The organism is Phyllobacterium zundukense (assembly GCF_025452195.1).
Lineage (GTDB): Bacteria > Pseudomonadota > Alphaproteobacteria > Rhizobiales > Rhizobiaceae > Phyllobacterium > Phyllobacterium zundukense_A.
In genome coordinates this window covers 397,135-423,029 of record NZ_CP104973.1, presented here as the reverse complement: position 1 = coordinate 423,029, position 25,895 = coordinate 397,135, and the positions used below count along the sequence as shown (strand labels likewise).

Here is a 25,895-nt window from a genome sequence, read left to right as displayed (position 1 = left end):
CTATTCCATAACGGCCGCGTGATCGGCTGGGGCGGCATTTGACGCAGGCTTGCGCAGCAACATGACCAGCGGGATCGAGACCAGCGACATGATCATCAACAGCTTGAAATCGTCCATGTAGGCGATAATTGTCGCCTGCGTTGTGATCATTCCGTCCAGCGCAGCACGACCTGCGGCCTTCATCGGGTCGAGATGCTGCATTACCGCCGGCGCGTTGAATGCATGGTTGAACGGCGTGACATAGGCGGCGATCGACGAATGATTGCTTTGCACATTCTCAGTGATAAGCGCGGTGACGACAGCGATGCCGACGCTCGAGCCGATATTGCGCGAGAGATTGTAGAGGCCGGTCCCTTCGCCGCGCATCGGTGCGGGGAGGGTGGCAAAGGCGATGGTCGTAAGCGGCACGAAAAGGAAGCCGAGGCCGGCGCCCTGGATGAAGCCCACATAGATGATGGTCCACTGCGACACGTCGGGCGTCCAGCCGGTCATGTCATACATGGCCCATGCGGTCAGGCTGAAGCCGAGGACCAGCAAAAGGCGCGTATCGACCTTGCCGATCAGTCTGCCGACTATAAACATGCAGACCATTGTACCGACGCCGCGTGGCCCCATGACGATACCGGCAGTGACGACGGGATAGCCCATCAGCGTCTGCAGATAGGGCGTCATCAAGGCGAGCGAGGCGAGGTATGTAACGCCTATGACGAAGATGAAGAACATGCTGACCGAAAAGTTGCGGTCGAGGAAGAGCCGTGGATTGACGAAGGATTTCTTCGCCGTAAACGTGTGCACAAGAAAGAGATAGAAGGCACCGGCGCAGATCAACGCCTCTATCTGGATTTCAGCGGAAGAGAACCAGTCGAGCTGTTCGCCGCGGTCGAGGAAGAGCTGCAGCGTTGCGATGGCAAGGCTCAGCGTTCCGAAGCCGAACCAGTCGAGTTTTGCGCTCACCTCTTTCGTTGTTTCGGAAACGAAGGCCACGATACCGAAGAACGCAAGCATGCCGATGGGCACGTTGATATAGAATACCCAACGCCAGCTGATATGGTCGGTGAGCCAGCCACCGATGACCGGTCCGAGTACAGGGCCGACCATTACCGATACGCCGAAAAGCGCCATGGCCCTGCCGCGGTCTTCCACCGAATAGATGTCGAGCAGAATACCCTGTGACAAGGGCACGAGCGATGCGCCGAAAAGACCTTGCATCAGCCGGAAGACCACGATCTGCGGCAAGGACTGGGCGAGACCGCAAAGAACCGACGCGGCCACGAAACCGACAATTGCGGTCAGGAGGACGTTCTTTCGGCCGAAGCGGGCGGCAAGAAAGCCCGACGGCGGCGTCATGATGGCGGCGGCGACGATATAGGAGGTGAGAACCCAGTTGATCTGATCAGCGCTCGCCGAGACACTGCCCTGAATGTAGGGCAGCGCCACATTGGCGATCGTTGTGTCGAGCGCCTGCATGATCACCGCAAGGATGACGCAGGCGGTTATCGCGCCGCGATTGGCGACAACGGGTGCAGCGCCGGGAATTGCGATGATATCAGACATGATCCTTGCTGCCGAAAAGACCAACGACGTCTGTCATGAAAGATGAGAGGCCCCGGGCATGGCCTGTATCGACACCCACAGTGACACTCATGCCCACCCGCAGCGGCGGCTTACCCGCCATGTCATCTATACTGACGAGCATGGGAATGCGCTGGACAACTTTCACCCAGTTGCCTGTGGTGTTCTGGGCAGGCAGCAGCGAAAAACTGGAGCCGGAAGCCGGGCTGATGCTGGAGACCGTGCCCTTCCACTTCACGTCTGGATAAGTATCGACGCTAATGGCGACTGTCTGGCCGGGACGCACATAGGTGAGTTCTGTCTCTTTCGGGCTCGCAGCGATCCACATATGCGTCGTCGAGACGAGACTGAAACCTGCCTGCGACGCCTGAAGATACGCGCCGGTCTGCAGAGAGCTTACATTGGTGACGATACCGTCAAACGGGGCACGGACAACCGTGTGGTCGAGATTGCGCTGGGCATTGTCGACAGCCGATTGCTGCTGCAGATAGGAAGGATTTTGCTCAACGGGTTGATCTGCGTTGCCACCAAGCTGCGCCAGGGTTGCCGCAGCTTCTGCCTTGGCGACGTCGACCTTTTGCTGGGCCGCGTCGAGATCGTGCTTGGCCTGGTCGTAGGTCGCCCTGGACGCGAAGGAGCTTGCATTCAGGTCCTGCTGGCGCTGCAGCGACGTTTGAAAAAACGGAATGTCGGCTTCGGCCTGGGTAATCTCGGCCAACGATTGCCTGTAACTCGCTTCGAGGTTGAGAATTTGATTGCGCACTACGCCGAGTTGCGCCTTTGCACCGGCAAGCGCGATCGCGTAGGGAGATGCGTCGAGACGGAACAGCACATCACCCTGCTTGACCTGCTGATTGTCCCGGACATCCACAGACTGCACGATACCGGACACGTCGGTAGAAACGCCGACCATGTCGGCTTGGATATAGGCGTTGTCGGTCGACATGACCTGACCGCCAGTCGCATAGAAATAGCCGCCAACGATCAAAAGAACCGGCAAAAGCCCGAAGAGCAGCGGGCGCTTCAGGCTGCGCCGGGTACGCGCCGCTGGCGCGCGCGCAGGGGCCGTCGTGTCCTTGGCCACAGGTATGGGAGGCGCCGTTTCGATGGTCGTATCGGGTTTTTCCATAACCGCGTCATTACGCACGGCGTCGTCCGAATTGGCAGGTATCCGCAGAGAAGGTGAACCGTCAGCCATGATTTTTCTCTCTGTCCTCGACCGGCGTTTGGCAAGCGTCGATCAAATTTGTCTTCATAAGGGTCAGTGTTCTAATGAGATGTTCGCGATCTGCATCCGGGACATCGGCGAGCGCTTCAGAGCGGGTAAGGTCTGCAACACGCCGAATGCCGTCGAGAAGGGGTCTTGCCTCTTCGCGGGAAAACAAGAGCCGGATGCGCCGGTCAGTTGGATGCCTGCGGCGCTCGATCAGGCCGCGCTCCTCAAGCTTGTCGAGGATACGAACCAACGTGATCGGCTCGACCTCCAAAAGCTCAGCCAGACCCGCCTGGTGGATTCCCTCGTTTTTGGAGAGATATGCCAGCGTTTGCCATTGCGACCGCGTAAGGCCCAAATCCTTTGCGCGCTGTTCGAAACGCTTGCGCAACAGGCGCGCGACCTCGTGCAGCAGAAAGCTCAGTGTTGGTGCATTGTCCATGAGGGAATGTTTAAACTCGTAAGGATACTTATAACAGTCACGCATATAGCAAGGGTGCTGGGAGATTTAAAGGCGGCAGCTCGCCTCGGACAGAAAAAAACTGCGCAAGGCCTTCAACATGTCGTGAAGAAATCCGGATCGGCTCGACGGAGGTGGTTCAATCCTTGCGCGGCAGGAACGTCTGTTCGTATCCGCTGATGAATCTGTCAAAGAGCGTTGCAAACGCTTCGACATCCGCGGGGGGCCAGTCTTTGACGACTTTCTGTACGATAGCGAGCTTCTGGGTCTTGATTTCCGCGACCAGCTTCCGCCCCAGAGCCGTGATAACAACCACGATACGCCGCGCATCAGCTTGGGAGGCTTTGCGGCGCAGAACACCCCGCGTGACCATTTCCGCAACGATGCGGCTAGCCCGGGAGGGATCGATGCGCAAAATTTCGGCGATCACACCAACTGTCACCTCGCCGGCCGTTTCAGCTCGTCTTACGGCGTCAAGAACGTCGAGGTGCGAGAGTTCCAGGCCAGGCGCAACGTTTTGAACTGCGAGGCGGCCAATCAGGCGTCTGCCCACCAACAGGCGCATCCGCGTCATTACCTGACCGATATGCACGATGTCTTCATGGTGGCTCTGATTGTCGGCTTCACGTTTATGTGTCGTCATGGCACCTGTCATATCTTTGAGCACACTGATACTTCAAGGCATACAAATATGCAAATAGCATTACAGTGCTGTTGACAATTATATGCTAATAGCACACTTATCTCTCCAATCAACTTCGGATACCTTGCTCAATGGACATGCATGCGCCGACCGCTCCGCTCGTGACGGACCACCGTCTGCGGCTTATCATCTTCTTTTTCCTGAGTTCGGCCATGTTCATGGCGACGCTCGACAACCAGATCGTCTCGACTGCCTTACCGACAATTGTCGGCGAGTTCGGCCATCTGGAACGCTTCGGCTGGATCGGATCCTCATATCTGCTTGCGTCGAGCGCTGTCATGCCGATTTACGGCAAGCTGGGTGATCTCTTCGGGCGCAAATATGTGATGATGACTGCCATCGCGATCTTCACCATCGGATCAGCTGTGTGCGGTCTCGCCGTGTCGATGAACACGCTGATCGCTGCGCGGGTGCTGCAAGGGCTCGGCGGCGGCGGTATCATGGTATCGATCTTCTCCATCAACGCCGATCTGTTCGAACCGCGAGAACGGGCGCGGTATCAGAGTTATTCAAGCCTTGTCCTTATGGCTTCTGGCGCAATCGGTCCCGTACTCGGCGGCACGATGAGCGATCTTTTCGGCTGGCGATCGATTTTTCTGGTTAACATCCCCGTTGGGATCATCGTCCTGACCGGCCTGTTCACGATGCTTCCCTACCGCAAGCCCGAGCGCAAGCCAAAGATCGACTACGCAGGCGCGATATTGTTGGCCTTGACCACAAGCAGTATCGTGCTCGTTGCCGACAGCTCAGAGCTGTTCGGTTCGATAATATCGATCCAGAGTGTTAGTATTATTACGTTCGGTATCGTGTGCGCCACAAGTTGGGTGTTCGTTGAACGTCGCGCAGTGGAGCCCATCGTCCCGCCAACACTTTTCCGGAATCCGACATTCTCACTGCTACTTGTGATCTCGATCACTAGCGGTGCGATCGCTATCGGTATGGTCAATTATTTCGCACTTTTCCTCCAGACTACAACGGGTCTGTCGCCCTCACAGGCGGGCGTTTTTTTCATCCTTTTGACCGGAGGTATCGTTTGTGGATCTCTGCTGGGAGGGAGGCTGATCTCGACTACGGGTCGTTACAAGCCGCAAGCCATAGCAAGTCTTTCTTTGAGCTTCCTCGCGTTCATGCTGTTCACGCAGGTCCAGGCAGGAACGCCGGTGTTTCTCATAGGCATCCTGATGGCTATGCACGGCATTGGCATTGGTCTCGGCCAACAGGTTCCGGTGATTGGTGTACAGAACGCAGCAGACAGCCGGGATGTCGGGGCAGCGACAGGGGCGGTGACACTTTCACGCATGGGCGGAGCGTCTATCGCCATTTCCATCTATGGCGCTATCGTTGCAGCAAATCTTTCCCGTGTCGGCGTCACCATTCCGGGGGTCAGTAACATCGAGCACTTGACACCGAAAATGCTGGGTGCGTTGCCAGAGGTGGCACGACAAGCAGTTGCCGATAGCTATGCTGCAGCATTCACGCCGCTTTTCCTGACCTCGGCAGGCTTTGCCATCACTGGATTGCTGGCAGCGTTCATGCTCAAACCAGTGCTGCTGCCGGCCGCGGGGGCTGTGAAACCGAATGCAGCTGAATAATTAAGCGAAGTGGTGCCGCATAGGTGACTCGAACACCTGACCCCATCATTACGAATGATGTGCTCTACCAACTGAGCTAATGCGGCAGGAAAAGAACTTCCCGATCCTTGAAAGCGGCCATCTTGATGTGCCGGCGGATGTCGCGCCTGATACCTTCATTGTGCTGCAAATGCAAGCCTAGAGATGCGTGCGTGTCGTCAAAATGCCGGTCACCAATCACCCTTGATCGTCACATGATCGCCGAATTAGAATTTTTCTATTTTGACGATAGACAAGTGCGAAAGAGCGGTTAATCTTCTCTCTACCACATGACGCCCGGAAGAGGCACCTGCGTCAACGTTCTGGGAGGAACCTATGGCCAAAGTGGAACTGTTCGTAAATGGGCGTGCCGTCACAGGCGAGGCCGAAGACCGCACACTGCTTGTACACTTCCTGCGTGAAACTCTTGGGTTAACTGGGACTCATGTTGGGTGTGACACCTCGCAATGCGGTGCATGTGTCGTTCATGTTGATGGCAGGGCGATCAAGTCGTGCACAATGCTGGCGGCCCAGGCCTCCGGCTCGACGATAACGACGATCGAGGGCCTTGGCTCCAGTGGAGAACTGCATCCGCTTCAGGTTGCGTTTCGGGAAAATCATGCTCTTCAATGCGGGTTCTGCACGCCTGGCATGATTATGACTTCGGTCGATATGATACGGCGACACCCAAACGGGCTCGATGAAACAACAGTGCGGGATGAGCTCGAAGGCAATATTTGCCGCTGTACTGGCTATCACAACATCGTCAAGGCGGTTCTCGACGCATCGGACAAAATGGGCAAGGGCACCGTCAAGGCTGCCTGATCATTTGATTTTCAGTTCCGCAGCCGGTGCCTTGAAGGTCAACTTTTTCCAGGCAAACGCGCTCGCGACAGGGAGACATAGCCATGGGTGTTGAAGGTATTGGAGCACGAGTTCTCCGCAAGGAAGACAAAAGATTTATTACTGGCAAGGGCCGCTATACAGACGATATGTCCGTACCGGGCATGAAGCATGCTGCCTTCGTGCGCAGCCCCCATGCTCACGCGAAAATCACCGGGATCGATGTTGAAACGGCCAAGAAGATGCCTGGTGTCATTGGCGTTTTGACCGGCGCGGAGTTGAAAGCGGATGGGATCGGCAATCTCATCTGCGGCTGGATGATCCATTCCAAAGATGGAACGCCCATGAAGATGGGCGCCTGGTCGCCGCTTGCCACCGACACGGTGCGTTATGTGGGCGATGCAGTCGTTATCGTGATTGCTGATACGAAGGGGCAGGCACGCGACGCCGCAGAGTCAGTCGACGTGTCATACGAGGAGCTTCCGGTCGTTGTGAAGACTGCCGAAGCCCTCACCGACGGTGCCCCGCAACTTCATCCCGAAGCGCCCGGCAATCTGATTTTTGACTGGGACATCGGGGATGAAAAGGCCACGAATGATGCTTTCGCAGGCGCTGCTCATGTCACCAAGATGGATATTGTCAATGGCCGCCTTGTTCCCAATGCGATCGAACCGCGTGCCACGCTCGGTGTCTACGACGCTGGAGAAGATCACTACACGTGCTGGACGACGTCTCAAAATCCCCATGTCGCGCGCTTGGTGCTAAGCGCGTTTTACAATGTCGCGCCGGAAAACAAGCTGCGCGTCATTGCCCCGGACGTTGGCGGCGGCTTCGGATCAAAAATCTTCATTTATCCTGAAGAACTCATCTGCCTCTGGGCATCAAAAAAGACCGGCGTTCCAGTCAAATGGGTAGCCGACCGGACCGAAAGTTTTCTGGCCGATGCGCATGGTCGCGACCATATCACCCATGCGGAACTTGCCTTTGACAAGGACAACAAGATCCTTGGTCTCAAGGTGCAGACAATTGCCAATCTCGGCGCCTACATGTCGCTATTCTCTAGCTCCGTACCGACCTATCTCTATGCGACGCTTCTCTCCGGCCAATATGATATTCCGGCAATCCACGCCAACGTGAAAGCTGTATATACCAACACGGCGCCGGTCGACGCCTACCGCGGGGCCGGGCGTCCGGAAGCCAGTTATGTGCTCGAGCGCATCATGGAAACCGCAGCGCGCGAATTGAAAGTCTCCCCTGCAGAGCTTCGGCGGAAAAACTTTGTCCGTGTTTTCCCCCACCAGACGCCGGTAATCATGAACTATGACGCGGGCGATTTCGACGCTACCCTGGATGCCGCGCTGAAGGCTGCCGACTATGCCGGCTTCGAGAAGCGCCGTGGAGAGGCCGCCAAGCGAGGCAAACTGCGCGGTATCGGATTGAGTTGCTACATCGAAGCCTGCGGCATTGCACCTTCTGCAGCGGTCGGCTCTCTTGGGGCGGGCGTGGGATTGTGGGAGAGCGCGGAGGTCAGGGTCAACGCGATTGGCACGATTGAAATTCTGACTGGCTCCCATTCTCATGGCCAAGGACACGAGACGACGTTTGCCCAATTGGCCACCGAGCGTTTCGGTGTTCCGATCGACAGCGTATCCATCGTTCATGGAGATACTGACAAGGTACAAATGGGGATGGGGACCTATGGTTCGCGTTCCGGCGCGGTCGGAATGTCGGCCGTCGTCAAGGCTTTGGACAAGGTGGAGGCCAAGGCAAAGAAAATTGCAGCACATCTCCTCGAAGCAGATGAAGCCGATATCGAGATCAAGGATGGTGATGTCAGGGTCGCCGGCACAGACAAGTCGCTGCCATGGTTCCAGGTGGCGCTTGCGGCCTATACCGCCCATAATCTTCCTTCCGGCATGGAGCCTGGATTGAAAGAGGGTGCATTCTACGATCCATCCAACTTCACATTCCCTGGCGGCTGCCATATCTGCGAAGTGGAAGTCGATCCCGAAACAGGCGTGACCGAGATCATCCAGTTCGTCGCCGCAGACGATTTCGGCAAGATCATCAACCCGATGATCGTCGAAGGGCAGGTTCATGGCGGACTGGCCCAGGGCATCGGCCAAGCACTGCTGGAAGGCACGCATTATGACGATACCGGACAATTGCTGACTGCCAGCTTCATGGACTACACCATGCCGCGCGCGCAAAATTTGCCGTCCTTCGACGTTATGACGACCGAAACGCCGTGCCCATCCAATCCACTCGGAATCAAGGGTTGCGGAGAAGCAGGTGCAATCGGCTCGCCGCCGGCCGTCATCAATGCAATCACCGATGCGATCCGCAACAACAATCTGACCATGCCGGCGACACCGCAAACTGTTTGGAATGCCATTCAGGCTGCGAAGTGAAGGAAAAGCACCATGTATGAGACACAGTATCATCGCGCTGCTTCAGTTGAAGAGGCTGCAAGACTGATGGGTGAAGCCGAAGACGGCAAATTCCTGGCTGGTGGAATGACCCTGATTCCGACCATGAAGCAGCGTCTGGCATCACCGAGCGATCTTATAGATCTCAGGAGAATCGAAGCGCTGAAAGGTATCACGGTCGATGGCCGCACGGTGCGGATTGGTGCGGTCACGACGCATTACGATGTTTCGACCAATGAGGAACTCGCAAAGATTTGTCCAGCCATCACTAGTCTTGCTGGCCATATTGGTGATCCCCAGGTGCGAAACATGGGGACGATTGGAGGGTCGATCGCCAACAACGATCCGGCCGCCGACTACCCCTCGGCGCTAGTGGCGCTTGATGCTACGGTAATCACCAGCCAACGCTCTTTGCTCGCGTCGGACTTTTTTATCGGCCTTTTCGAAACAGCGCTTGAGTCAAACGAGATTATTGTGGCCGTCGAATTCGTTGCGCCGGACAGAGCCGCCTACAAAAAATTCCCAAATCCGGCCTCGCTCTATGCAATGGCGGGTGTTTTCGTTGCCAAATCGGGTGACAATATCCGTGTTGCGGTAACCGGCGCGGGCGAGGGCGGCGTTTTTCGTCTCAAGGATGCGGAGACAGCACTTGCCGGAAACTTTAATCCTTCAGCGCTGGATAGCATCGCCGTAGATTCGGACGCCCTCCTTTCCGACATGCATGCCTCTGCCGACTATCGCGCCAATCTGGTCAAAGTCATGGCAAAACGCGCTGTTGCCGAGATCGCCAACAGACCGATGTGAGACAGACGTTTCTCGGTGCAGCGAGAGTGCCATTACGCGGCGCAAAGCGCCGCCTTCGCCGCGTGATACTCCTGTTCAAGGCGGGCAACGAGGTTGCTTGCGGGAGCGATTTCTTTAACGGCCGCAATGCCTTGACCGCAGCCCCATATATCTTTCCAGGCCTTGGCACCGGTCGTCGCTGCTTCGAAGTCCATTTTTGACGGGTCAGCCTCTGGCAAATGATCAGGGTCCATTCCGGCCTTGGCTATCGATGGCTTCAGATAATTTCCGTGGATCCCGGTAAAGTAATTTGAATAGACGATATCGGAAGAATTGGAGTCGACGATCATCTTTTTGTAGTCATCGCCAGCGCGCGCTTCTGTGGTGGAGATGAAGGGCGAGCCGATATAGGCGAGGTCGGCACCCATGGCCTGCGCCGCCAGAATCGCGCGGCCCGTCGCGATGGCACCCGACAGCAGCAAAGGCCCATCGAACCACTCACGGATTTCCTGGACAAGCGCGAAAGGCGAGAGCAGTCCCGCATGGCCGCCCGCACCTGCCGCGACCGCTATCAACCCGTCCGCGCCTTTGCGAATAGCTGAATTCGCGTGGCGGTTGTTGATGATGTCATGAAGGACAATACCACCATACGAGTGTATTGCCTCGTTCACCTCCGGAACGGCGCCCAACGACGAGATAACGATGGGAACTTTGTATTTTACACACATCATCAAATCATGTTCGAGCCGCTTATTTGAACGGTGCACAATTTGATTCACGGCAAAGGGCGCAGCCGGACAATCCGGGCTTTTCTCGTCATGGTTGCGGAGGCCTTCCGTTATTTCTGCGAGCCACTCATCAAGCTGTTCTGCCGGGCGTGCGTTCAAAGCAGGAAAAGAGCCGACAATTCCCGCCGTGCACTGTGCTAGCACCAACACCGGATGAGAAACAATGAACAGGGGAGCACCAACGACCGGAATTCGCAACTTCGACTTCAAAATATCCGGCAAGGCCATGTCCATCTCCAAATTTTGACGTTAGCGTAAACGTAAGTTGTTTTACCAGACCGGACGCATCGGGGGCAAGCGAAACGTAAGCGATCTATGATCGAGCGACGCTGCAGCGTGTTGAACAATAGCGGTCATAATTCGAAACGGCCATCATTGCGCCGCGAGAGCCTTGAATAAGCAGCAAGATGCGTTATGCCTAGCCAATCATGCGAACCGTATCGAAGGGATAATCGTCGAGTTGGAAGCGATCGAGCAAGCGATCAGGAAAGCATTGGCCAAGGCCGACGTCGGGAACCCTGCGATTCGGCAGAAGGTTTACGAATCCGCTTGGGGAGCGCATGAGCGTTCGCTTGCGGCAAACGGGGCGTTGGACGATGAGCAACGGGACGAACGCCGCGAACGATTAAAAGATTCAATTACCAGGATCGAAAAAGAAGTTCAGACAAGTGGTTCGATAACGCTCCCGGTACCGGCTCCTGTTGTTGAAAGGCGCGAACCGGTGCTGTCGCAATCCGCGACAAGGATAGAGCCAACGATCGATGTTGGAGCGGAATCTGAACTTGACGCTCCGGAACTGACATCGGATGGACCTGTTGCCGCCGAGAACTATCGCCCGGACCGTATGCGCCGACGGCTAAAGCGAAACAGGGAACGCAAGAAAGCGAACGGCCTGATCAAGTTTGTTATAATTCTCGCCATCTTGGCCGTAGCACTCGGTCTGCTCTGGTTTGTTGCTTCCGGGATCATCAATCTAAAGCCGTCAAGTATCCCGCCAAGCACCAGCAATCCGGCCGTAAGCGGTAGCCATGAACCATTGAAGGAAGGCGAGTTGTCGCCTGAGGGTAACTGGATTACGATTTTTGATCCGTCCGACACAACGCAGGTATCTGTCACCGGACGGGCAACCGCCACAATTGGTGGCGACCAGGTGGAGAAGTATCTGCGTATCCAATCACCCGGTGAAGCCGATGAAGTTAGTTTCCAGGTCGGCCAAGGCGTTCTCGAACAGCTCGCCGGTAAAAACACGGTGTTCGATATCGTAGCCAAGAGCGAGGATGGCGTGAGGACGCAAATGGCCGTGAGCTGCGACTTCGGGGCTCTGGGTGATTGCGGACGCAAGCGTTTCGATGTTTCCGATGCGAGCAGCGAGTATCTGGTGCAGAAGGAATTTCCGGCGGACAAGAAGCCGGCTGCGGGCGGCGCGATAAAGATCAATTCGGATATAACCCAGGCGGGAAAGTCGGTTGATATCATCTCGATTCGTGTCCAGGTCGCGAATTAGAAGATGGAGCGCGCGTTCCTATATTCTGGCGATCTGATTGCCGACCGCCGTGCCTCCTATGCCGACATGCTGTTCGAAACCGGTGACCATGGCGCAGCCGCAGATCTCATGCGGCAAGCGTTGGAGATAACCCCCAATTGGACTGCCGGCCTATTTCGCCTTGGCGAGATGCATGAGGCGGCGGGGCAACGTGATACAGCGGCCGAAGCTTGGCGCAAATTACTGCAGCTCGATCCCGACGATCGCTTTGGCGCGGGATTGAAGCTAGCAGCAACCGGCCACGCTGCCGTACCGGAAACGCCGCCGACAGCCTATGTCGAAACCCTATTTGACGCTTATGCGCCAACCTTTGAAGCAGCGCTTTTGGAGAGGCTGGAGTATCGCGTCCCCGAATTGCTGGCGAACGCCATCAAGGTGGCTGTCCCGAAACGGCGCTTCCGCTCCGTGCTCGATCTTGGCTGCGGTACCGGCCTCATGGGTCCGTATTTCCGCGCCGATGCCGATGAACTGGGCGGCGTTGACCTATCCGAAGCCATGCTGCAAAAGGCTGCCGAAAAACGGGTCTATGACACTCTTATCAAGGGCGATGTCAACGAACTCGATACACCTGCCCAAAGCGCCGATCTCGTCATTGCGGCAGATGTCTTCGTCTACGTCGGTGATCTTCACCGTGCCTTCAACAATATCGCCAGCGCCTTAGCCCCGGACGGGTTGTTGGCATTTTCCGTTGAGAACCATTCGAGCGACGTCGATTTGATCCTGCAGCCATCGCTACGTTTCACCCATTCCGAAAACTACGTCCGGCGGGTGTTGGCCGAGAATTCCATGACCTTAATAAGTTTGCAGCGGGAAACCATCCGCCTTGACCGGGGCGAATCCCTGCAAGGGCTCATTGTCGTAGCGAAACGTGTCTGACTAATCTTTGCGGAAAACCAGCCGTCCCATCCAACCGGTCACAACGGCAAGGAACACGGCGAAAAGACCGTAAAGCAGGCTGTATTGGTTGGCGGCGCGGTAGATCCGGAACTCGAGACCCGCTTTGACAATGTTGAGGCTCGTCGAGCTTTCACGCAAAAATTCACCATTGCGAAACAGATATGCGCGCGCAACATGTTTGCCTACAGGTACGTTTGCGGGCAACGAGAGGGTTGCACGGAACAACGTGGATGACAGGAACTGCACGTCGCCAGGGCGTTGATTGTAGAGACGCTGTTTGAGCTTCAGCCGGGGCAATTCCTTGGTGAACTCCTTGAGGGATCCGCTCGATCCGAAACTATCAGGCATTGGCTCGTAGTAAATATTGTTGACCCCCAGGCTAAGCTGGCCGAATATTTTCGGCGTTGCTATATCCTGGAGATTGCGGGTTGATGCGAGGGAATAGGACGCCGGAATGTGTTGGAATGACACGGATTCCGCATTGACCCAAATGCCAAAAAATCTGTCCTTGCGTCGCACGACGAAATCCCGCTCAGGACCTTCCAGAACGACGACGATGTCATAACGGCCTTGCCGCTGGATCAGCGGGTCGGCATTGTCGAGCGCGCCGAAAACCGTCAGGTCTGTGCCTCGGAAACCGGACGTGATTGCGATGGTATCGGTGGAGAGGCCGATTTCAACGGTTTCCTTATTGCCAGGCAATTGCTGTGCGCGAGCGTGTTGACCCGCCGTGAGTGCAATGAACAGAATTAGGGCGGCGGCCGGCGCGTTCATGGCACCACCCTTGTGGCCAGCGCAATGCTGATCGAATAAACGTCATCGGGTGTCACAAAGAGTTCGATCGCGAGGCGTAGACCAACGGCCAGAACGAGCATGGCAAGCAGCGCACGCAATTGTTCGCCGCGCAATTTCTGACCGATGCGAGCGCCATACTGGGCGCCGATCACCCCTCCTGTCATCAAAAGCATCGCCAGTACTATATCGACTGATTGATTGGTCGTTGCCTGCATGACGGTGGTGAAGGCTGTGACGAAAACGATCTGGTAGAGGGACGTACCAATCACCACGTTTGTCGGCACCTTCAGAAGGTAGATCATCGCGGGAACCATGATAAAGCCACCGCCGACACCCATGATCGACGAGAGAAACCCTATGGCTCCGCCGAGCACCAAAACCGGGATGATACTCACATAGATCTTCGAGGCGCGGAACCGCATCTTGAAGGGCAGCCGGTGTACCCAATTGTGCTGGCCCGGCTTCTTCAGATTGGAGAGCTGGCCAGCTCTCGTCCTTCGCATGGCCTGAAGGCTCTCATACAACATCAGGCCGCCAACAGTGCTGAGAAAGACGACGTAGAGAAGCGACACTATGAGATCGAGCTGGCCGAGTTCGCGCAACAGAACAAAGACATAAATACCGACGGCAGCACCGGCGATGCCGCCTACAACCAGCAACGAACCTAGCTTGACGTCGAGTGTGCCACGCTTGAAATGAGTAAGAGCACCGCTGAACGACGAAGCAATGACCTGATTTGCGCCCGTGGCGACCGCAACCGCCGGTGGAATATTATAAAAGATGAGAAGCGGCGTTATCAAGAATCCGCCGCCAACACCAAACATACCCGACAAAAACCCTACCGCCGCGCCCATAAAAAAGAGCACGAAGACATTGACCGAAATCTCGGCGATAGGCAGGTAAATACCCAATGCGAACCCCAAACCCATTGTGGTGTCAGGACACCGTAGTAACAGCACAATGACAGTAATTCTTTAAGGTTTCTTGCCCGCTTGCCGAGCTCAAGTCAAATTTTGACCGAGCGGCGCCGCGCATCGCGGTTCATACGCGAAGCCATGTGTCGCAATGGCATTGTTCCAATGGTTTCTAGGGGAATTTATCTCTTTGGCTTCAGCCGTTCTTTCTGAGCAAATTGCGAACCAGATCCTTGTCGATATTACCAGTCGGCTTGAGCCCGTTGTCCTTCTGGAATGCCATGATCGCGTCCCGTGTTTTGGAGCCTATTTTACCGTCAGACCCGCCCGCATCGTAGCCGTGCTTGTTGAGGATGAGCTGAACGTTGCGGATGGCTTTTCCCATGTCGATCGAACCGGTCGTCGTTGGGCTTTCCCGCCAATCCGCGGGCACGTCAAGGGTGTTGGCGCCGGGATTCAGCTGTCTCGGCTTCCAAAGCTCGGTGGCAGCCTTTGCGCGCTCCAGCTGCTCGGGAGACATGATTTTGGCCACATCGTCCCGCTTCTGAGCAGCGTCCTTGTCACCGGCATTGGCCGCAATGGCGAACCATTTAAAGCTCTCTTCCAGGTTCTGTGGAATGCCGACACCCTTGGCTGAAAGAATGCCAAGATTGAACTGGCTGTCCTTGACACCGAGTTCCGCTGCTTTGGTAAACCAACGCGCTGCGGCTTCGTTGTCCGGGGCTGCACCATCGGCTCCGGCGGCACAGAGGACAGCGAGGTTGTGCATGGCGCTCGCGTTGCCTTGTTCGGCGGCAAGGTGGTAATAGGTCTTGGCTTTCGCCAGATCGCGAGTAAGGCCCAAGCCCTTCTCGTAGAAGTTACCGATACGGTACTGTGCCGGCGCAAAGCCGCGGTCTGCTGCAAGATTATACCATTCGGCCGCTTTGACGAAATCACTGGTGACACCGCGCCCGTCCATATAATTGTTGCCGATTTCGAATAGCGCCTTGCTGTCGCCTTTTGCTGCCGCATCGCGCAGCGGTTGGGGGCCAGCCTCAGTCGGAATGGCTGGAATAGCTGCGGCCGATTGGGTATCAACGGCCGGCGTAATTGGTGTGGCATCGATGGTGGATGGCGTCGCCTGCTGCGTGGCGATAACCGCTTCCACACTATCGAGTGCCGGCTGTGAGGCGGCGAGTTCCTTTGGTGTGCTGTTCTCGGCCGGAAATGTCAGTTCCAGAGTCTTTCCCTGCTCGGCAGGTTTTTGCGCTTTGGCTGCAACGTCGTCCTCCCGTTCGGATGACGTGGGCCGGGTGATGGATGCCGTATCGGGTCCGGCCGCATAGTTCAGATATGCGTTCTTTAATTGCAAACCTGCGATCGCGATCATAATCGCGCCGATCGCCAGCAGAATCGGCCTCCGCTGGCGTGTAAGCAGGCTGTCCTTTGGACCTTCAGTCCTGTCCGAAACAGGAGCGCGTTTCTGGCTCTCGACTTCCGAGGCTGCTGCTTGAGCAGCGCGGCGGGCGGCAGTGATGAAATCCGCCTTGCCTGCCGATACATTGCTGGAAAGTGGCATATCCCGACGGTCGTCGCGAACGCGCTTAAGGATAGAATTCAGGTCTGGCATGCCAGAGCCAGGCTCAAGCGGACGGTTGAGAATGTTCGAATCCAGATCAACGTTCGCGTCTATCTTCTTTGCGTCCTCAACTATATCGATTTGCAAATCCTGTGCTTCGATCTCCTGCTTGCTGCGTCCCTTCAAGCTGCGGGCAAGGGTGCCGAAGAGCGACTTCTTTTCGCGCGGCTCCTGTTCAACAGCACCAGAGAGCGTTGCTTCCGATGACGGTTCCTGGCTTGTCAAGAAGATCGGTGTATCGAGAGCAGGCCCGACATCTATGGCGGGATCGTAAGCCAGTGTAGCTTTCATCACCGGCTCTTCGGGGATGACTGCTTCGTCAATCCGGGCTGCAAGGGGCCTGTCGACGGGAACCGGCCCGCTTTCGAGCGAGGCAAGACGGTCAACTATCTTGAGCAACGTATCGTGGATTGCCTCGAATGTCTTGCTATTGCGTTCCTCGGATTTGCGGGAAAGTTTTTCCAGAGTCTTCAAGTCTGCAGCAAGTTCGCGGGCGATCGTGCTATCATGGTCGCTGCCGAAATTAGCAGTGTTGCGGATGGCCTCAGCCGCAGCGTTGCGGGCAGCCTCTACGACGAGATCGCGGTTTGCCGCCATCGACTCTTCGATCGCGTCGAGGCGTGGCGGGATCTCGGACATTTCTGCGTATCGTTCATTCGACTGAGCCAGATGCTGGGCCAAACCGGCAATCTGCAGTTCAAGACTACGGATGGCATCGTGCGTATTCTCGGTCTGAGGAACGTTTTGCGCAATGTAACGTGCCATGTCCTCGAAACGGGCTTCGATATTGTCGGTCAAGCGAATGTCGCTGTTCTCGGTCACCATGTGGTGGTCGTCGAGACGGCGCGTTAGTTCTTCGAAGCGCTGATCGATCTTTTCGATGAACGCAGGATCAGCTGCCGGCCGCGGCATGGTTTCAAGCTTGTCGATGACCTGCACAACACGGCTTTCCAGGTCGCGGAAGTCGGAGATGGTGATCGCCGCCGGTGCGTTTTGGAGATGGCGCGTTACTGCCGAAAGCTGTTCAGACAGGATGTCGAGGCCGATCGCGGGTGTTTTGCTCTGCTCCGTAAGGTGATCGACACGTTCGGCAAGCTCGCCCATTCGCTTGAGGATTGTATCCGCGGTGCGGTCGGGCAACGCCAACGCGGCAATGCGCGCTTCCATCCGTTCGAAAGCATGGGCTTCGATTGATTGGCCGGAGGCTGGTTGCGAGGTAGCCACGATGGCGCGGCTGATCTCGTCAAGCCGCTCATCGATCTGCTGCATATGTTTGGAAGGCAGCGAGGCGCCATTTCCAACAGTCGAGCGGTTGCGTTCTACGAAGGCATCGAATCGTTCATCGATTGTATCCCACCGATTGCCAAGGTTCTGTACCGACTCTTCGCGGGCCAACGTATTTACGGTACGTTTCAATTCATCGAGGTCCCCGCGCAGCATGGAAAGGTGACCCGTCTCGTACTGGCTTGCAGAAGCTCGGTTGAACAGGCGATCACTTGAAGCGGTTGACTGGCTGAGTCTGCCAATCGTTTCGTTGTGCGGTTCGGCAGATTCGACGGGCGCTTTGATCTCGCCCTCCATCTCCTCCCGGAGCTGTTTGAGTTGAGCGGCAATTGCCGAGAGGTCGTACTTTTGTGAAACAGGGGCCTGGGATGTTGCAACGTAACGGGGCGTGGCCAATTGCCCGGCACGCGAGGCGAGCGCAGCAAACCGGTCGGCAATATCCTCATTTTCCCGAAAAGCTTCCTTTTTTGGCTCCAATGCACCGCGCAACTGACTCTCGAGATCCTCAAGTGTACGGTTGAGACTGTCGAGCGACGTCGCATCACGACGTGCGCGATTCACATTGACCTGTTCCATTAGTGACCTCTGGTTCGTCATGGACGTCTGCTGCTCAAGTTGACGCCACACAGTGGCGGGTGAAAAACCATCGCTCTGAGGAAACGGCCAATAGCGCTGTGCGCGTTGGGGCCAAACCGGAGAGCCAGGGCGTGCGCCCCATGCGATCCGACAAGCCGTGAAGAACAAATCACACATAGACACGGTTCACCGTCATCGTGACATTGGCGAAACGTGGTAAACAACTGGTTAAGACCCTGGCTGGATTGGTTAAAAAAAGCGTTTGGTCAGCTCAATCCAGAGCGGGATTGCTCTCGAAAAAGTGCTGTAACATTCAAAGTGGGTGGGTGCTTTGCCTAAATGCACCGTTAAAAAACGATTGCATTGCAATTTTGACGTTTACGCAAACGTCAAAATTTGTTAGGTTTAGCAACATCTCAACGGCGCCATAATTTGCGTGCCGTTTTTGCTTTGTTTTGGAGGAAGTCTGATGCCAAGCTATCGCGCGCCTGTTGAAGACACGCTGTTTATCTTGAACGATGTTTTGGGTTTTGAACGCTACGGTAATTTGCAAGGGTTTGGCGACGCGTCACCGGATATTGTCGAAGCTATCCTCAGTGAAGGCGCAAAGCTGGCCGAGAACACACTGTTCCCAGTTAACCAGATAGGTGATCAGGAAGGCTGCGTACGTCATGACGACGGTTCGGTAACGACGCCCACGGGCTACAAACAAGCGTTCGATCAGTATCGCGAAGGTGGTTGGGTTGGCCTAGCCGTACCGCAGGAATTCGGAGGTCAGGGTCTGCCATACGCGCTACATGTGGCAGCGGGTGAATATATGGCTTCCGCGAACATGGCACTGGTCATGTATCCCGGCCTGACGCAGGGCGCGATTGCGGCCATTCTCACGCACGGCACCGACGGCCAGAAAAAAACCTATCTGCCTAAAATGACTGATGGTACGTGGACAGGCACCATGAACCTCACCGAACCGCATTGCGGCACCGATCTCGGTCTGTTGCGCAGCAAGGCTGTGCCGAACGCCGACGGTTCCTACCGGATTTCCGGGCAGAAGATTTTCATCTCTGCCGGCGAGCACGACATGGCCGAGAACATCATTCATCTGGTTCTCGCCCGTATCGAAGGTGCACCGGAAGGAACCAAGGGTATTTCGCTGTTTATCGTACCCAAGTTCAATCTCGACGAGAACGGCAATCCCGGAACGCGCAATGGAGTATCGTGCGGCTCTATCGAAGAGAAAATGGGTATCCACGGCAACTCGACCTGCGTCATGAATTATGACGAAGCGACGGGCTATCTAATTGGGGGCGAGAACAAGGGTCTGCGCGCTATGTTCACAATGATGAACGAGGCGCGCCTGGGCGTTGCACTGCAGGGTCTGTCCATCGGCGAGATTGCCTACCAGAACGCTGCCATCTATGCGCGCGACCGTATCCAGGGCCGTGCACTGACGGGACCGAAAGAGCCAAATAAGAAAGCTGATCCGATCATCGTCCACCCTGACATCCGCCGAATTCTGCTGACGATCAAATCTTTCAATGAAGCAGGCCGCGCATTCATCCTCTGGTCGGCGTTGAAGTCGGACATCGCGCATCGCTCGGATGATGAAACCGAGAAGCACTTGGCGGATGACATTCTCGGCCTGATGACACCCGTGTTGAAAGGTGTCCTTACCGACAAAGGCTTCGAGCACGCCTGCATGGCGCAGCAGGTCTTCGGCGGTCACGGCTATATCGAAGAACATGGCATGAGCCAGTATGTACGCGACGCGCGTATCGCCATGATTTATGAGGGCGCCAATGGAATCCAGGCATTGGACCTCGTCGGCCGCAAGCTCGGCGCAAATGGCGGCCGTGCTGTCATGGCCTTCTTCAAGGAGGTGGGCGATTTCTGCGAGGAAAACCGCGGCGACGAGAAACTGGCCTTCTTCACAAAGCATCTGAAGAAGGGGCTCAATGACTTGCAGGCGGCATCCATGTGGCTGATGCAGAACGGCATGGCGAACCCTGACAATGCAGGTGCTGCTTCCACCGACTACATGCACCTCTTCGGCCTGGTTTCGCTCGGCTATATGTGGGCGCGGATGGCCAAGGCATCACACGCCAAGCTTGCGGAAGGTGCCGGCAACCAGTCCTTCCATGAGACAAAGCTCGTCACTGGCAAGTTCTTCATGGAACGTGTCATGCCGGAAACGTCGGCGCATCTTGCTCGCATTCAGACGGGAGCGGACACAATGATGGCGCTCGCTGCGGAAGCATTCTAAGCTACCGCACGCTCATTTCGAGCCGCGGTCTCGCGGCTCCTTTACTATTCTCGGGAGGTTTGTGATGGGTCTGCGACCGGAAGAAGTATTGGGTGTTCCAAAGCCCGACTGGAAGACCGATGACGTTGTGATGCTGGAAGAGATGGCCACGAAATTTCTCGAGGCCGAGGTTCTTCCGCACTACGACCGTTTTGAGAAACAGGAAATGTTCGACCGTTCGGTCTGGGAGCTTGCCGGTGAGAACGGGCTTTTGTGCGCCTCGATGCCGGAAGAATATGGTGGGGCAGGTGGCACCTATGCGCACGAAAGCGCCATTCTTGAAGCCATCAGCCATGTCGGTGTCGACGGCTTCGGCATAGCACTGCACAATTCCATCGTTGCTCCCTATATCCTCCACTATGGGTCTGAAGAGCAAAAACAGAAATGGTTGCCGAAAATGGCGACTGGTGAGCTAATCGGCGCCATTGCCATGACCGAACCCGGTGCGGGTTCCGACCTTCAGGGTGTCAAGACCAGCGCGAAGAAGGATGGCAATCACTATGTCATCAATGGATCGAAAACGTTCATCACCAATGGCCAGCTAGCCAATCTTGTCGTCGTCGTTACCAAGACCGATCCGGCACAGGGTGCAAAAGGCACTTCGCTCTTCGTCGTGGAGACTGACGGGCAGCAAGGTTTCGAACGCGGCCGTAACCTCGACAAGATTGGGTTGAAGTCGAACGACACGTCGGAACTCTTTTTCAATGATGTCCGCGTGCCTGCGTCCAATCTTCTTGGCACAGAAGAGGGACAGGGTTTTGTCCAGCTGATGCAGCAATTGCCCCAGGAACGCTTACAGATTGGCGGAACGGCTATTGCCATGGCAGAGCGTGCCATCGCTATTACGTCGGACTATGTCAAGGAGCGCAAGGCTTTCGGCAAGGCCGTCATAGATTTCCAGAACACACAGTTCAAGCTTGCCGAGCTCAAGACAGAGGCCACGATTGGCCGCGTTTTCTACAATCATTGCGTCGAACGCCATGTGAATGGCGGGCTCGATCCAGTTACTGCCTCGATGGCAAAGTACTGGCTCAGCGACCTGCAGAACAAGGTTGTCGATGAATGCCTGCAGTTGCACGGCGGGTACGGCTATATGAACGAATATCCGATTGCTCGCATGTTCCGCGACGCGCGCGTCCAGCGGATTTATGGCGGCACCAACGAAATCATGAAGCTTTTGATCGCCCGCAGCCTTTGAGCTGCCGGTTCGAACAGGGAGAATGAAATGACTGAGGCATATATTTATGACCACGTCCGTACCCCGCGTGGCAGGGGCAAGAAGGACGGCAGCCTGCACGAAGTGCCTGCCGTTCGTCTTGGCGCCCACGTGCTTGAGGCGCTGCGCGATCGCAATGGCCTCGACACGGGCCTCGTCGACGACATCATCTACGGCTGCGTCGATCCGGTAGGTGAAGCTGGCGCTGTCATTCCGCGATCCTCCGCCTTCGAAGCGGGCTATGATTTCAAGGCGCCCGGTATGCAAATCTCGCGGTTCTGCGCGTCTGGCCTTGACGCAGTGAATTTTGCCGCTGCCAAGATCGTGCAAGGGGCGGACGACATTGTCATTGCCGGCGGTGTTGAATCCATGTCGCGTGTCGGGATGGGCATGTCGGGGGGGGCCTGGTATATGGATCCGTCGGTTGGACTGCCAGGCTATTTCATGCCTCAAGGCGTTTCCGCCGACCTGATTGCCACGAAGTATGGCTTCAGCCGCGATGATGTTGACGCTTACGCAGTTGAGAGCCAGAAGCGAGCCGGTGAAGCCTGGAAGAAAGGCTACTTCAAGAATTCGGTTCTCGAGATCAAGGACCAGAACGGCCTGACCATTCTCGATCATGACGAGCACATGCGGCCGACCACGGACATGCAGGCGCTGGCTTCGCTCAATCCATCCTTCGTGATGCCCGGTGAAATGGGCGGCTTCAACGCTGTCGGCATCCAGGCACATCCCGAAGTCGAGATCATCAATCACGTCCATCATGCCGGCAATTCGTCCGGTATCGTTGATGGCGCCGCAGGCGTATTGCTTGGGTCGAAAAGCGCAGGCAAGGCGATCGGCTCAAAGCCACGTGCCCGCATCCGCGCATTCGCCAATATCGGTTCGGACCCGGCGCTGATGCTGACCGGCCCAGTCGACGTAACGGAAAAGCTCTTGAAGCGCGCCAAGATGAAGATTTCGGACATAGATCTCTTCGAACTGAACGAGGCATTTGCTGCTGTGGTGCTGCGCTACATGCAGGCCTTCGACATTCCCCGCGACAAGATCAATGTCAATGGTGGTGCCATCGCCATGGGGCATCCGCTTGGCGCCACAGGTGCAATGATCCTCGGCACTGTTCTTGATGAACTGGAGCGCCGTGATCTCAATGTTGCGCTCGTTACACTGTGCATCGGTGCGGGCATGGGCACCGCAACCATCATCGAACGCGTCTGAGGAGATAAGGAAGATGAGCTACACGAACTTCAAATTCGACGTCGACGCGGACGGCATTGCACTCGTAACCTGGGATATGCCGGATAAGTCGATGAATGTCTTCACCGAAGAGGTGATGAAGGAACTCGACGCGATCGTCGATCGGGTCACGAAGGACGAAGCAATCAAGGGTGCCGTGATCACCTCCGGCAAGGACACGTTCTCCGGCGGTGCCGACTTGACCATGCTCAAGCGCATGTTCCAGCTGTTCCAGGAAGAGAAGGCGAAGGACCCCAAGAAGGCCGTTGAACTCCTGTTCGAAAATACCGGCAAGATGGGTGGCCTTTTCCGCAAGCTGGAAACATGTGGCAAGCCCTGGGTTTCCGCGATCAACGGTACCTGCATGGGCGGTGCATTCGAAATGTCGTTGGCCTGCCATGGCCGCGTCGTTTCCGACGACCCGTCGGTGAAGATGGCTCTGCCGGAAGTCAAAGTCGGCATCTTTCCGGGCGCCGGCGGCACACAACGCGTTCCGCGCCTCACCAACCAGCAGGACGCCCTGCAGATGATGACGACAGGCTCGAGCCTCACGGCGTCGCGCGCGAAAGCGATGGGACTAGTGCATGAAATCGTGCCGGCGAAAAAGCTAGTTGAGTCGGCCAAGAAGATGATCAAGGCTGGTCTCAAGCCAGTCCAGCCATGGGACGAGAAGGGCTTCAAATTGCCCGGCGGTGCGATTTATTCACCGGCGGGAGCCAATCTCTGGCCAGCCGCTACGGCAATTCTCCGTCGTGAGACCTATGGCAATTATCCGGGCGCAGCCTCGATCCTGAAATCCGTCTATGAGGGCCTACTCGTACCTTTTGACACGGCGCTCAAGATCGAGCAGCGCTATTTCACAAAGATACTGCAGACGACAGAAGCCGGAATGATGATCCGTTCACTGTTCGTCTCGTTGCAGGAACTGAACAAGGGCGCTCGCCGTCCAGCCGATATCAAACCCACCAAATTCAAGAAGGTCGGCGTCGTCGGCGCAGGCTTCATGGGCGCGAGCATCGCGTATGTCACCGCGAAGGCAGGCATTCCGGTCGTGCTCATAGACCAGAGTGTGGAGGCAGCCGAAAAAGGCAAAGCACATTCTGCCGATCTTATCACCAAGGAGATCCAGAAAGGCAAGGCGACCGCCGAGGAGAAGGAAAGGCTGCTTGGCCAGATTACCGCATCATCGGATTACGCCGATCTTGAGGGAGCTGACCTCGTAATCGAGGCGGTGTTCGAAGATCGTGAAGTCAAGCGCGCGGTTACGGAAAAGGCCGAAGCGGTATTGAAACCCGCAGCCATCTTCGCATCCAATACATCAACGCTGCCGATCACCGGACTGGCGAAAGTTTCACAACGCCCGAAGAACTTCATCGGCATCCACTTCTTTTCGCCGGTCGACAAAATGATGCTTGTCGAGGTTATCCTCGGCAAAAAGACAGCCGACAAGGCGCTCGCCGTTGCGCTCGACTTCGTGCGTGCGATCAAGAAGACGCCCATTGTGGTCAATGACACGCGGGGCTTTTATGTCAATCGCTGTGTTCTGCGCTACATGTCGGAAGCTTACAACATGCTCATCGAAGGTGTTCCGCCCGCGATGATCGAGAATGTCGCACGCATGGCGGGCATGCCGGTCGGCCCGCTGGCGCTCAACGACGAGACTGCTATTGATCTGTCGCAGAAGATACTGAAGGCCACATTGGCGGATCTTGGACCAAAGGCCGTCGATCCGCGGCATGTTGAGCTTGTGAACACGCTGGTGGACAAATATGACCGCCGCGGTCGCAAGAACGGCAAGGGCTTCTACGATTATCCGGCGAAGCCCGCCAAAAAGCATTTGTGGCCCGAGTTGAAGACACTTTACCCACAACAGGATCCGGACAAGATCGATATCCATGTCCTGAAGCAGCGGTTCCTTTTCACCATTGCCCTTGAGGCAGCCCGCGTCATGGAGGAACGCATTGTCACTGATCCGCGTGAAGCGGATGTGGGGTCGATCCTTGCCTTCGGGTTTGCACCCTATACTGGCGGAACACTGTCCTACATTGATGGCATGGGCGCAGCGAAATTCGTCGAAATCGCCAAGGGGCTGCAGCGGAAATACGGTGCGCAGTTCAAGGCACCGAAGCTGCTGCTCGATATGGCCGAAAAGGGGGAGACCTTCTACGAGCGGTTCAATCCTTATCCGGTCGAGGAGAAGAAGAAGGCTGCTTGATTGGGCAGAAACAACGCTCCGCTTTGCGCGTGGTGCAACGGATATCATGTGAAGCAAGCTTTGCATTGCAACGACAATTGCCGGCGTCGCGATGATGCCGGCAACCGGCGATTATCTATTCATAAGTGCTAACCCACGCATCAAAAAACTGTGAAAAATAAGAAAATTTTCCGTAATTCCACTCGACTTTTGTCAGCGTTCTCTATAAAGGCACATTGAAGGTATTTTTTCCTTTATTTGGATATCATCATGTTTTCACATGACCGCATATGGGCGGCCATAGATGCGCTGGCAGAACGCCACTCGCTTTCCGTATCGGGATTGGCGAAGCGTGCGGGGCTTGATCCAACAACCTTCAACAAATCCAAGCGCTACGCTGTTGACGGGCGCGCGCGGTGGCCGTCAACAGAATCGCTCGCCAAGATCATGGAAGCTACCGGCGCTTCTCTGGACGAATTCATGACGCTCGTTCTGGGCAGGGCCAGCCACGGAAATAGTGGTGAGACACGTTCTGTACCGCTGTTGGGCTTCGCACAGGCAGGCGCGGGAGGCTTTTTCGACGATGGCGGCTTTCCTGTGGGTCAAGGCTGGGATGTCGTCGAGTTTCCGGTAGGGCCTGCCGACTCGGTTTATGCGCTTGAAGTGTCGGGCGATTCCATGCTGCCGCTCTATCGCGATGGCGATACGATCATCGTTGCCCCCGGTGGGGCAGTGCGACGGGGTGACCGTGTGGTGGTGCGTACAAAGGACGGGGAAGTCATGGCCAAGATACTTGCACGGCAGACGCCGCGGACGATCGAGTTGCAATCGATGAACCCCGAGCACCCCAATCGCACCTTCGATGCAGTCCACATCGATTGGATCGCACGGATCCTGTGGGCAAGCCAATAGGAAC

At 56.2% G+C, this 25,895-nt stretch carries 19 protein-coding genes and 1 tRNA gene; 11 read left to right on the top strand and 9 right to left on the bottom strand.

The window, feature by feature from the left end:
• The 4 genes from N8E88_RS14425 to N8E88_RS14410 all read right to left on the bottom strand — a co-directional run bounded on the left by N8E88_RS14425 (window position 1) and on the right by N8E88_RS14410 (window position 3,888).
• Window positions 1-1,554, bottom strand: coding sequence for a DHA2 family efflux MFS transporter permease subunit (locus N8E88_RS14425; RefSeq protein WP_262294268.1), 1,554 nt, complete (start codon window positions 1,552-1,554; stop codon window positions 1-3).
• Window positions 1,547-2,770 (bottom strand): HlyD family secretion protein, encoded by a 1,224-nt coding sequence (locus N8E88_RS14420; RefSeq protein WP_262294267.1) that lies wholly within the window; start codon window positions 2,768-2,770, stop codon window positions 1,547-1,549. Before N8E88_RS14420 ends, N8E88_RS14425 begins: the two co-directional genes overlap by 8 nt.
• Window positions 2,763-3,227, bottom strand: a complete 465-nt coding sequence (locus N8E88_RS14415; RefSeq protein ID WP_114428095.1) for a MarR family winged helix-turn-helix transcriptional regulator — start codon at window positions 3,225-3,227, stop codon at window positions 2,763-2,765. The genes N8E88_RS14420 and N8E88_RS14415 overlap by 8 nt, the downstream gene beginning before the upstream one ends.
• Window positions 3,228-3,384: 157 nt before the next feature.
• On the bottom strand, window positions 3,385-3,888 hold the full coding sequence (locus N8E88_RS14410) for a MarR family winged helix-turn-helix transcriptional regulator (RefSeq protein ID WP_262294266.1): 504 nt from the start codon (window positions 3,886-3,888) through the stop codon (window positions 3,385-3,387).
• 131 nt (window positions 3,889-4,019) lie between these two features.
• Here N8E88_RS14410 and N8E88_RS14405 point away from each other — a divergent pair, with 131 nt between their 5' ends.
• Entirely contained in the window at window positions 4,020-5,540 is a 1,521-nt protein-coding gene (locus tag N8E88_RS14405; protein ID WP_262294265.1) for an MDR family MFS transporter, read from the top strand.
• 10 nt (window positions 5,541-5,550) lie between these two features.
• On the opposite strand, the gene N8E88_RS14400 is transcribed toward N8E88_RS14405, so the two are convergent.
• A tRNA-Thr gene (locus N8E88_RS14400) sits at window positions 5,551-5,626 on the bottom strand.
• A 268-nt stretch (window positions 5,627-5,894) separates the two neighbouring features.
• On the opposite strand from N8E88_RS14400, the gene N8E88_RS14395 reads away from it, so the two are divergent.
• The 3 genes from N8E88_RS14395 (at window position 5,895) to N8E88_RS14385 (ending at window position 9,634) form a co-directional block, all read left to right on the top strand.
• On the top strand, window positions 5,895-6,383 hold the full coding sequence (locus N8E88_RS14395) for a (2Fe-2S)-binding protein (RefSeq protein WP_262294264.1): 489 nt from the start codon (window positions 5,895-5,897) through the stop codon (window positions 6,381-6,383).
• A gap of 83 nt (window positions 6,384-6,466) precedes the next feature.
• Window positions 6,467-8,812 (top strand): xanthine dehydrogenase family protein molybdopterin-binding subunit, encoded by a 2,346-nt coding sequence (locus tag N8E88_RS14390; protein ID WP_262294263.1) that lies wholly within the window; start codon window positions 6,467-6,469, stop codon window positions 8,810-8,812.
• A gap of 12 nt (window positions 8,813-8,824) precedes the next feature.
• Window positions 8,825-9,634, top strand: coding sequence for an FAD binding domain-containing protein (locus N8E88_RS14385; RefSeq protein WP_262294262.1), 810 nt, complete (start codon window positions 8,825-8,827; stop codon window positions 9,632-9,634).
• A gap of 32 nt (window positions 9,635-9,666) precedes the next feature.
• On the opposite strand, the gene N8E88_RS14380 is transcribed toward N8E88_RS14385, so the two are convergent.
• The gene (locus N8E88_RS14380; protein WP_262294261.1) at window positions 9,667-10,629 is read right to left on the bottom strand and encodes an NAD(P)H-dependent flavin oxidoreductase; all 963 of its coding nucleotides are present in this window, start codon (window positions 10,627-10,629) and stop codon (window positions 9,667-9,669) included.
• A gap of 163 nt (window positions 10,630-10,792) precedes the next feature.
• Here N8E88_RS14380 and N8E88_RS14375 point away from each other — a divergent pair, with 163 nt between their 5' ends.
• Both N8E88_RS14375 and N8E88_RS14370 read left to right on the top strand, forming a co-directional pair.
• Complete coding sequence (locus N8E88_RS14375; protein ID WP_262294260.1) at window positions 10,793-11,905, top strand: hypothetical protein; 1,113 nt, start codon at window positions 10,793-10,795, stop codon at window positions 11,903-11,905.
• Between the two features lie 3 nt (window positions 11,906-11,908).
• On the top strand, window positions 11,909-12,820 hold the full coding sequence (locus N8E88_RS14370) for a class I SAM-dependent methyltransferase (RefSeq protein WP_262294259.1): 912 nt from the start codon (window positions 11,909-11,911) through the stop codon (window positions 12,818-12,820).
• On the opposite strand, the gene N8E88_RS14365 is transcribed toward N8E88_RS14370, so the two are convergent.
• From N8E88_RS14365 to N8E88_RS14355, 3 genes are all read right to left on the bottom strand, one after another.
• Window positions 12,821-13,615: a TIGR02186 family protein gene (locus N8E88_RS14365; RefSeq protein ID WP_262294258.1), complete on the bottom strand. Its 795-nt coding sequence runs from the start codon at window positions 13,613-13,615 to the stop codon at window positions 12,821-12,823.
• The gene (locus tag N8E88_RS14360; protein WP_262295726.1) at window positions 13,612-14,547 is read right to left on the bottom strand and encodes a sulfite exporter TauE/SafE family protein; all 936 of its coding nucleotides are present in this window, start codon (window positions 14,545-14,547) and stop codon (window positions 13,612-13,614) included. Before N8E88_RS14360 ends, N8E88_RS14365 begins: the two co-directional genes overlap by 4 nt.
• Window positions 14,548-14,746: 199 nt before the next feature.
• Window positions 14,747-18,052, bottom strand: a complete 3,306-nt coding sequence (locus N8E88_RS14355; protein WP_262294257.1) for a peptidoglycan-binding protein — start codon at window positions 18,050-18,052, stop codon at window positions 14,747-14,749.
• Window positions 18,053-18,500: 448 nt separating this feature from the next.
• Between N8E88_RS14355 and N8E88_RS14350 the strand changes: the two genes are divergently transcribed.
• From N8E88_RS14350 to N8E88_RS14330, 5 genes are all read left to right on the top strand, one after another.
• Window positions 18,501-20,294: an acyl-CoA dehydrogenase C-terminal domain-containing protein gene (locus tag N8E88_RS14350; protein ID WP_262294256.1), complete on the top strand. Its 1,794-nt coding sequence runs from the start codon at window positions 18,501-18,503 to the stop codon at window positions 20,292-20,294.
• 64 nt (window positions 20,295-20,358) lie between these two features.
• Window positions 20,359-21,531, top strand: a complete 1,173-nt coding sequence (locus N8E88_RS14345) for an acyl-CoA dehydrogenase family protein (protein WP_262294255.1) — start codon at window positions 20,359-20,361, stop codon at window positions 21,529-21,531.
• A 27-nt stretch (window positions 21,532-21,558) separates the two neighbouring features.
• Window positions 21,559-22,767: an acetyl-CoA C-acetyltransferase gene (locus N8E88_RS14340; protein ID WP_262294254.1), complete on the top strand. Its 1,209-nt coding sequence runs from the start codon at window positions 21,559-21,561 to the stop codon at window positions 22,765-22,767.
• Window positions 22,768-22,780: 13 nt separating this feature from the next.
• Window positions 22,781-25,000: a 3-hydroxyacyl-CoA dehydrogenase NAD-binding domain-containing protein gene (locus tag N8E88_RS14335; RefSeq protein WP_262294253.1), complete on the top strand. Its 2,220-nt coding sequence runs from the start codon at window positions 22,781-22,783 to the stop codon at window positions 24,998-25,000.
• A 249-nt stretch (window positions 25,001-25,249) separates the two neighbouring features.
• Window positions 25,250-25,891, top strand: a complete 642-nt coding sequence (locus N8E88_RS14330) for a S24 family peptidase (RefSeq protein ID WP_114428529.1) — start codon at window positions 25,250-25,252, stop codon at window positions 25,889-25,891.
• Window positions 25,892-25,895 lie beyond the last annotated feature (4 nt).

Coding starts and splice junctions, on each gene's coding strand:
- N8E88_RS14425 (WP_262294268.1), bottom strand. CDS start 1,554: ATGTCTGATATCATCGCAATTCCCGGCGCTGCACCCGTTGTCGCCAAT.
- N8E88_RS14420 (WP_262294267.1), bottom strand. CDS start 2,770: ATGGCTGACGGTTCACCTTCTCTGCGGATACCTGCCAATTCGGACGAC.
- N8E88_RS14415 (WP_114428095.1), bottom strand. CDS start 3,227: ATGGACAATGCACCAACACTGAGCTTTCTGCTGCACGAGGTCGCGCGC.
- N8E88_RS14410 (WP_262294266.1), bottom strand. CDS start 3,888: ATGACGACACATAAACGTGAAGCCGACAATCAGAGCCACCATGAAGAC.
- N8E88_RS14405 (WP_262294265.1), top strand. CDS start 4,020: ATGGACATGCATGCGCCGACCGCTCCGCTCGTGACGGACCACCGTCTG.
- N8E88_RS14395 (WP_262294264.1), top strand. CDS start 5,895: ATGGCCAAAGTGGAACTGTTCGTAAATGGGCGTGCCGTCACAGGCGAG.
- N8E88_RS14390 (WP_262294263.1), top strand. CDS start 6,467: ATGGGTGTTGAAGGTATTGGAGCACGAGTTCTCCGCAAGGAAGACAAA.
- N8E88_RS14385 (WP_262294262.1), top strand. CDS start 8,825: ATGTATGAGACACAGTATCATCGCGCTGCTTCAGTTGAAGAGGCTGCA.
- N8E88_RS14380 (WP_262294261.1), bottom strand. CDS start 10,629: ATGGCCTTGCCGGATATTTTGAAGTCGAAGTTGCGAATTCCGGTCGTT.
- N8E88_RS14370 (WP_262294259.1), top strand. CDS start 11,909: ATGGAGCGCGCGTTCCTATATTCTGGCGATCTGATTGCCGACCGCCGT.
- N8E88_RS14365 (WP_262294258.1), bottom strand. CDS start 13,615: ATGAACGCGCCGGCCGCCGCCCTAATTCTGTTCATTGCACTCACGGCG.
- N8E88_RS14355 (WP_262294257.1), bottom strand. CDS start 18,052: ATGACGAACCAGAGGTCACTAATGGAACAGGTCAATGTGAATCGCGCA.
- N8E88_RS14350 (WP_262294256.1), top strand. CDS start 18,501: ATGCCAAGCTATCGCGCGCCTGTTGAAGACACGCTGTTTATCTTGAAC.
- N8E88_RS14345 (WP_262294255.1), top strand. CDS start 20,359: ATGGGTCTGCGACCGGAAGAAGTATTGGGTGTTCCAAAGCCCGACTGG.
- N8E88_RS14340 (WP_262294254.1), top strand. CDS start 21,559: ATGACTGAGGCATATATTTATGACCACGTCCGTACCCCGCGTGGCAGG.
- N8E88_RS14335 (WP_262294253.1), top strand. CDS start 22,781: ATGAGCTACACGAACTTCAAATTCGACGTCGACGCGGACGGCATTGCA.
- N8E88_RS14330 (WP_114428529.1), top strand. CDS start 25,250: ATGTTTTCACATGACCGCATATGGGCGGCCATAGATGCGCTGGCAGAA.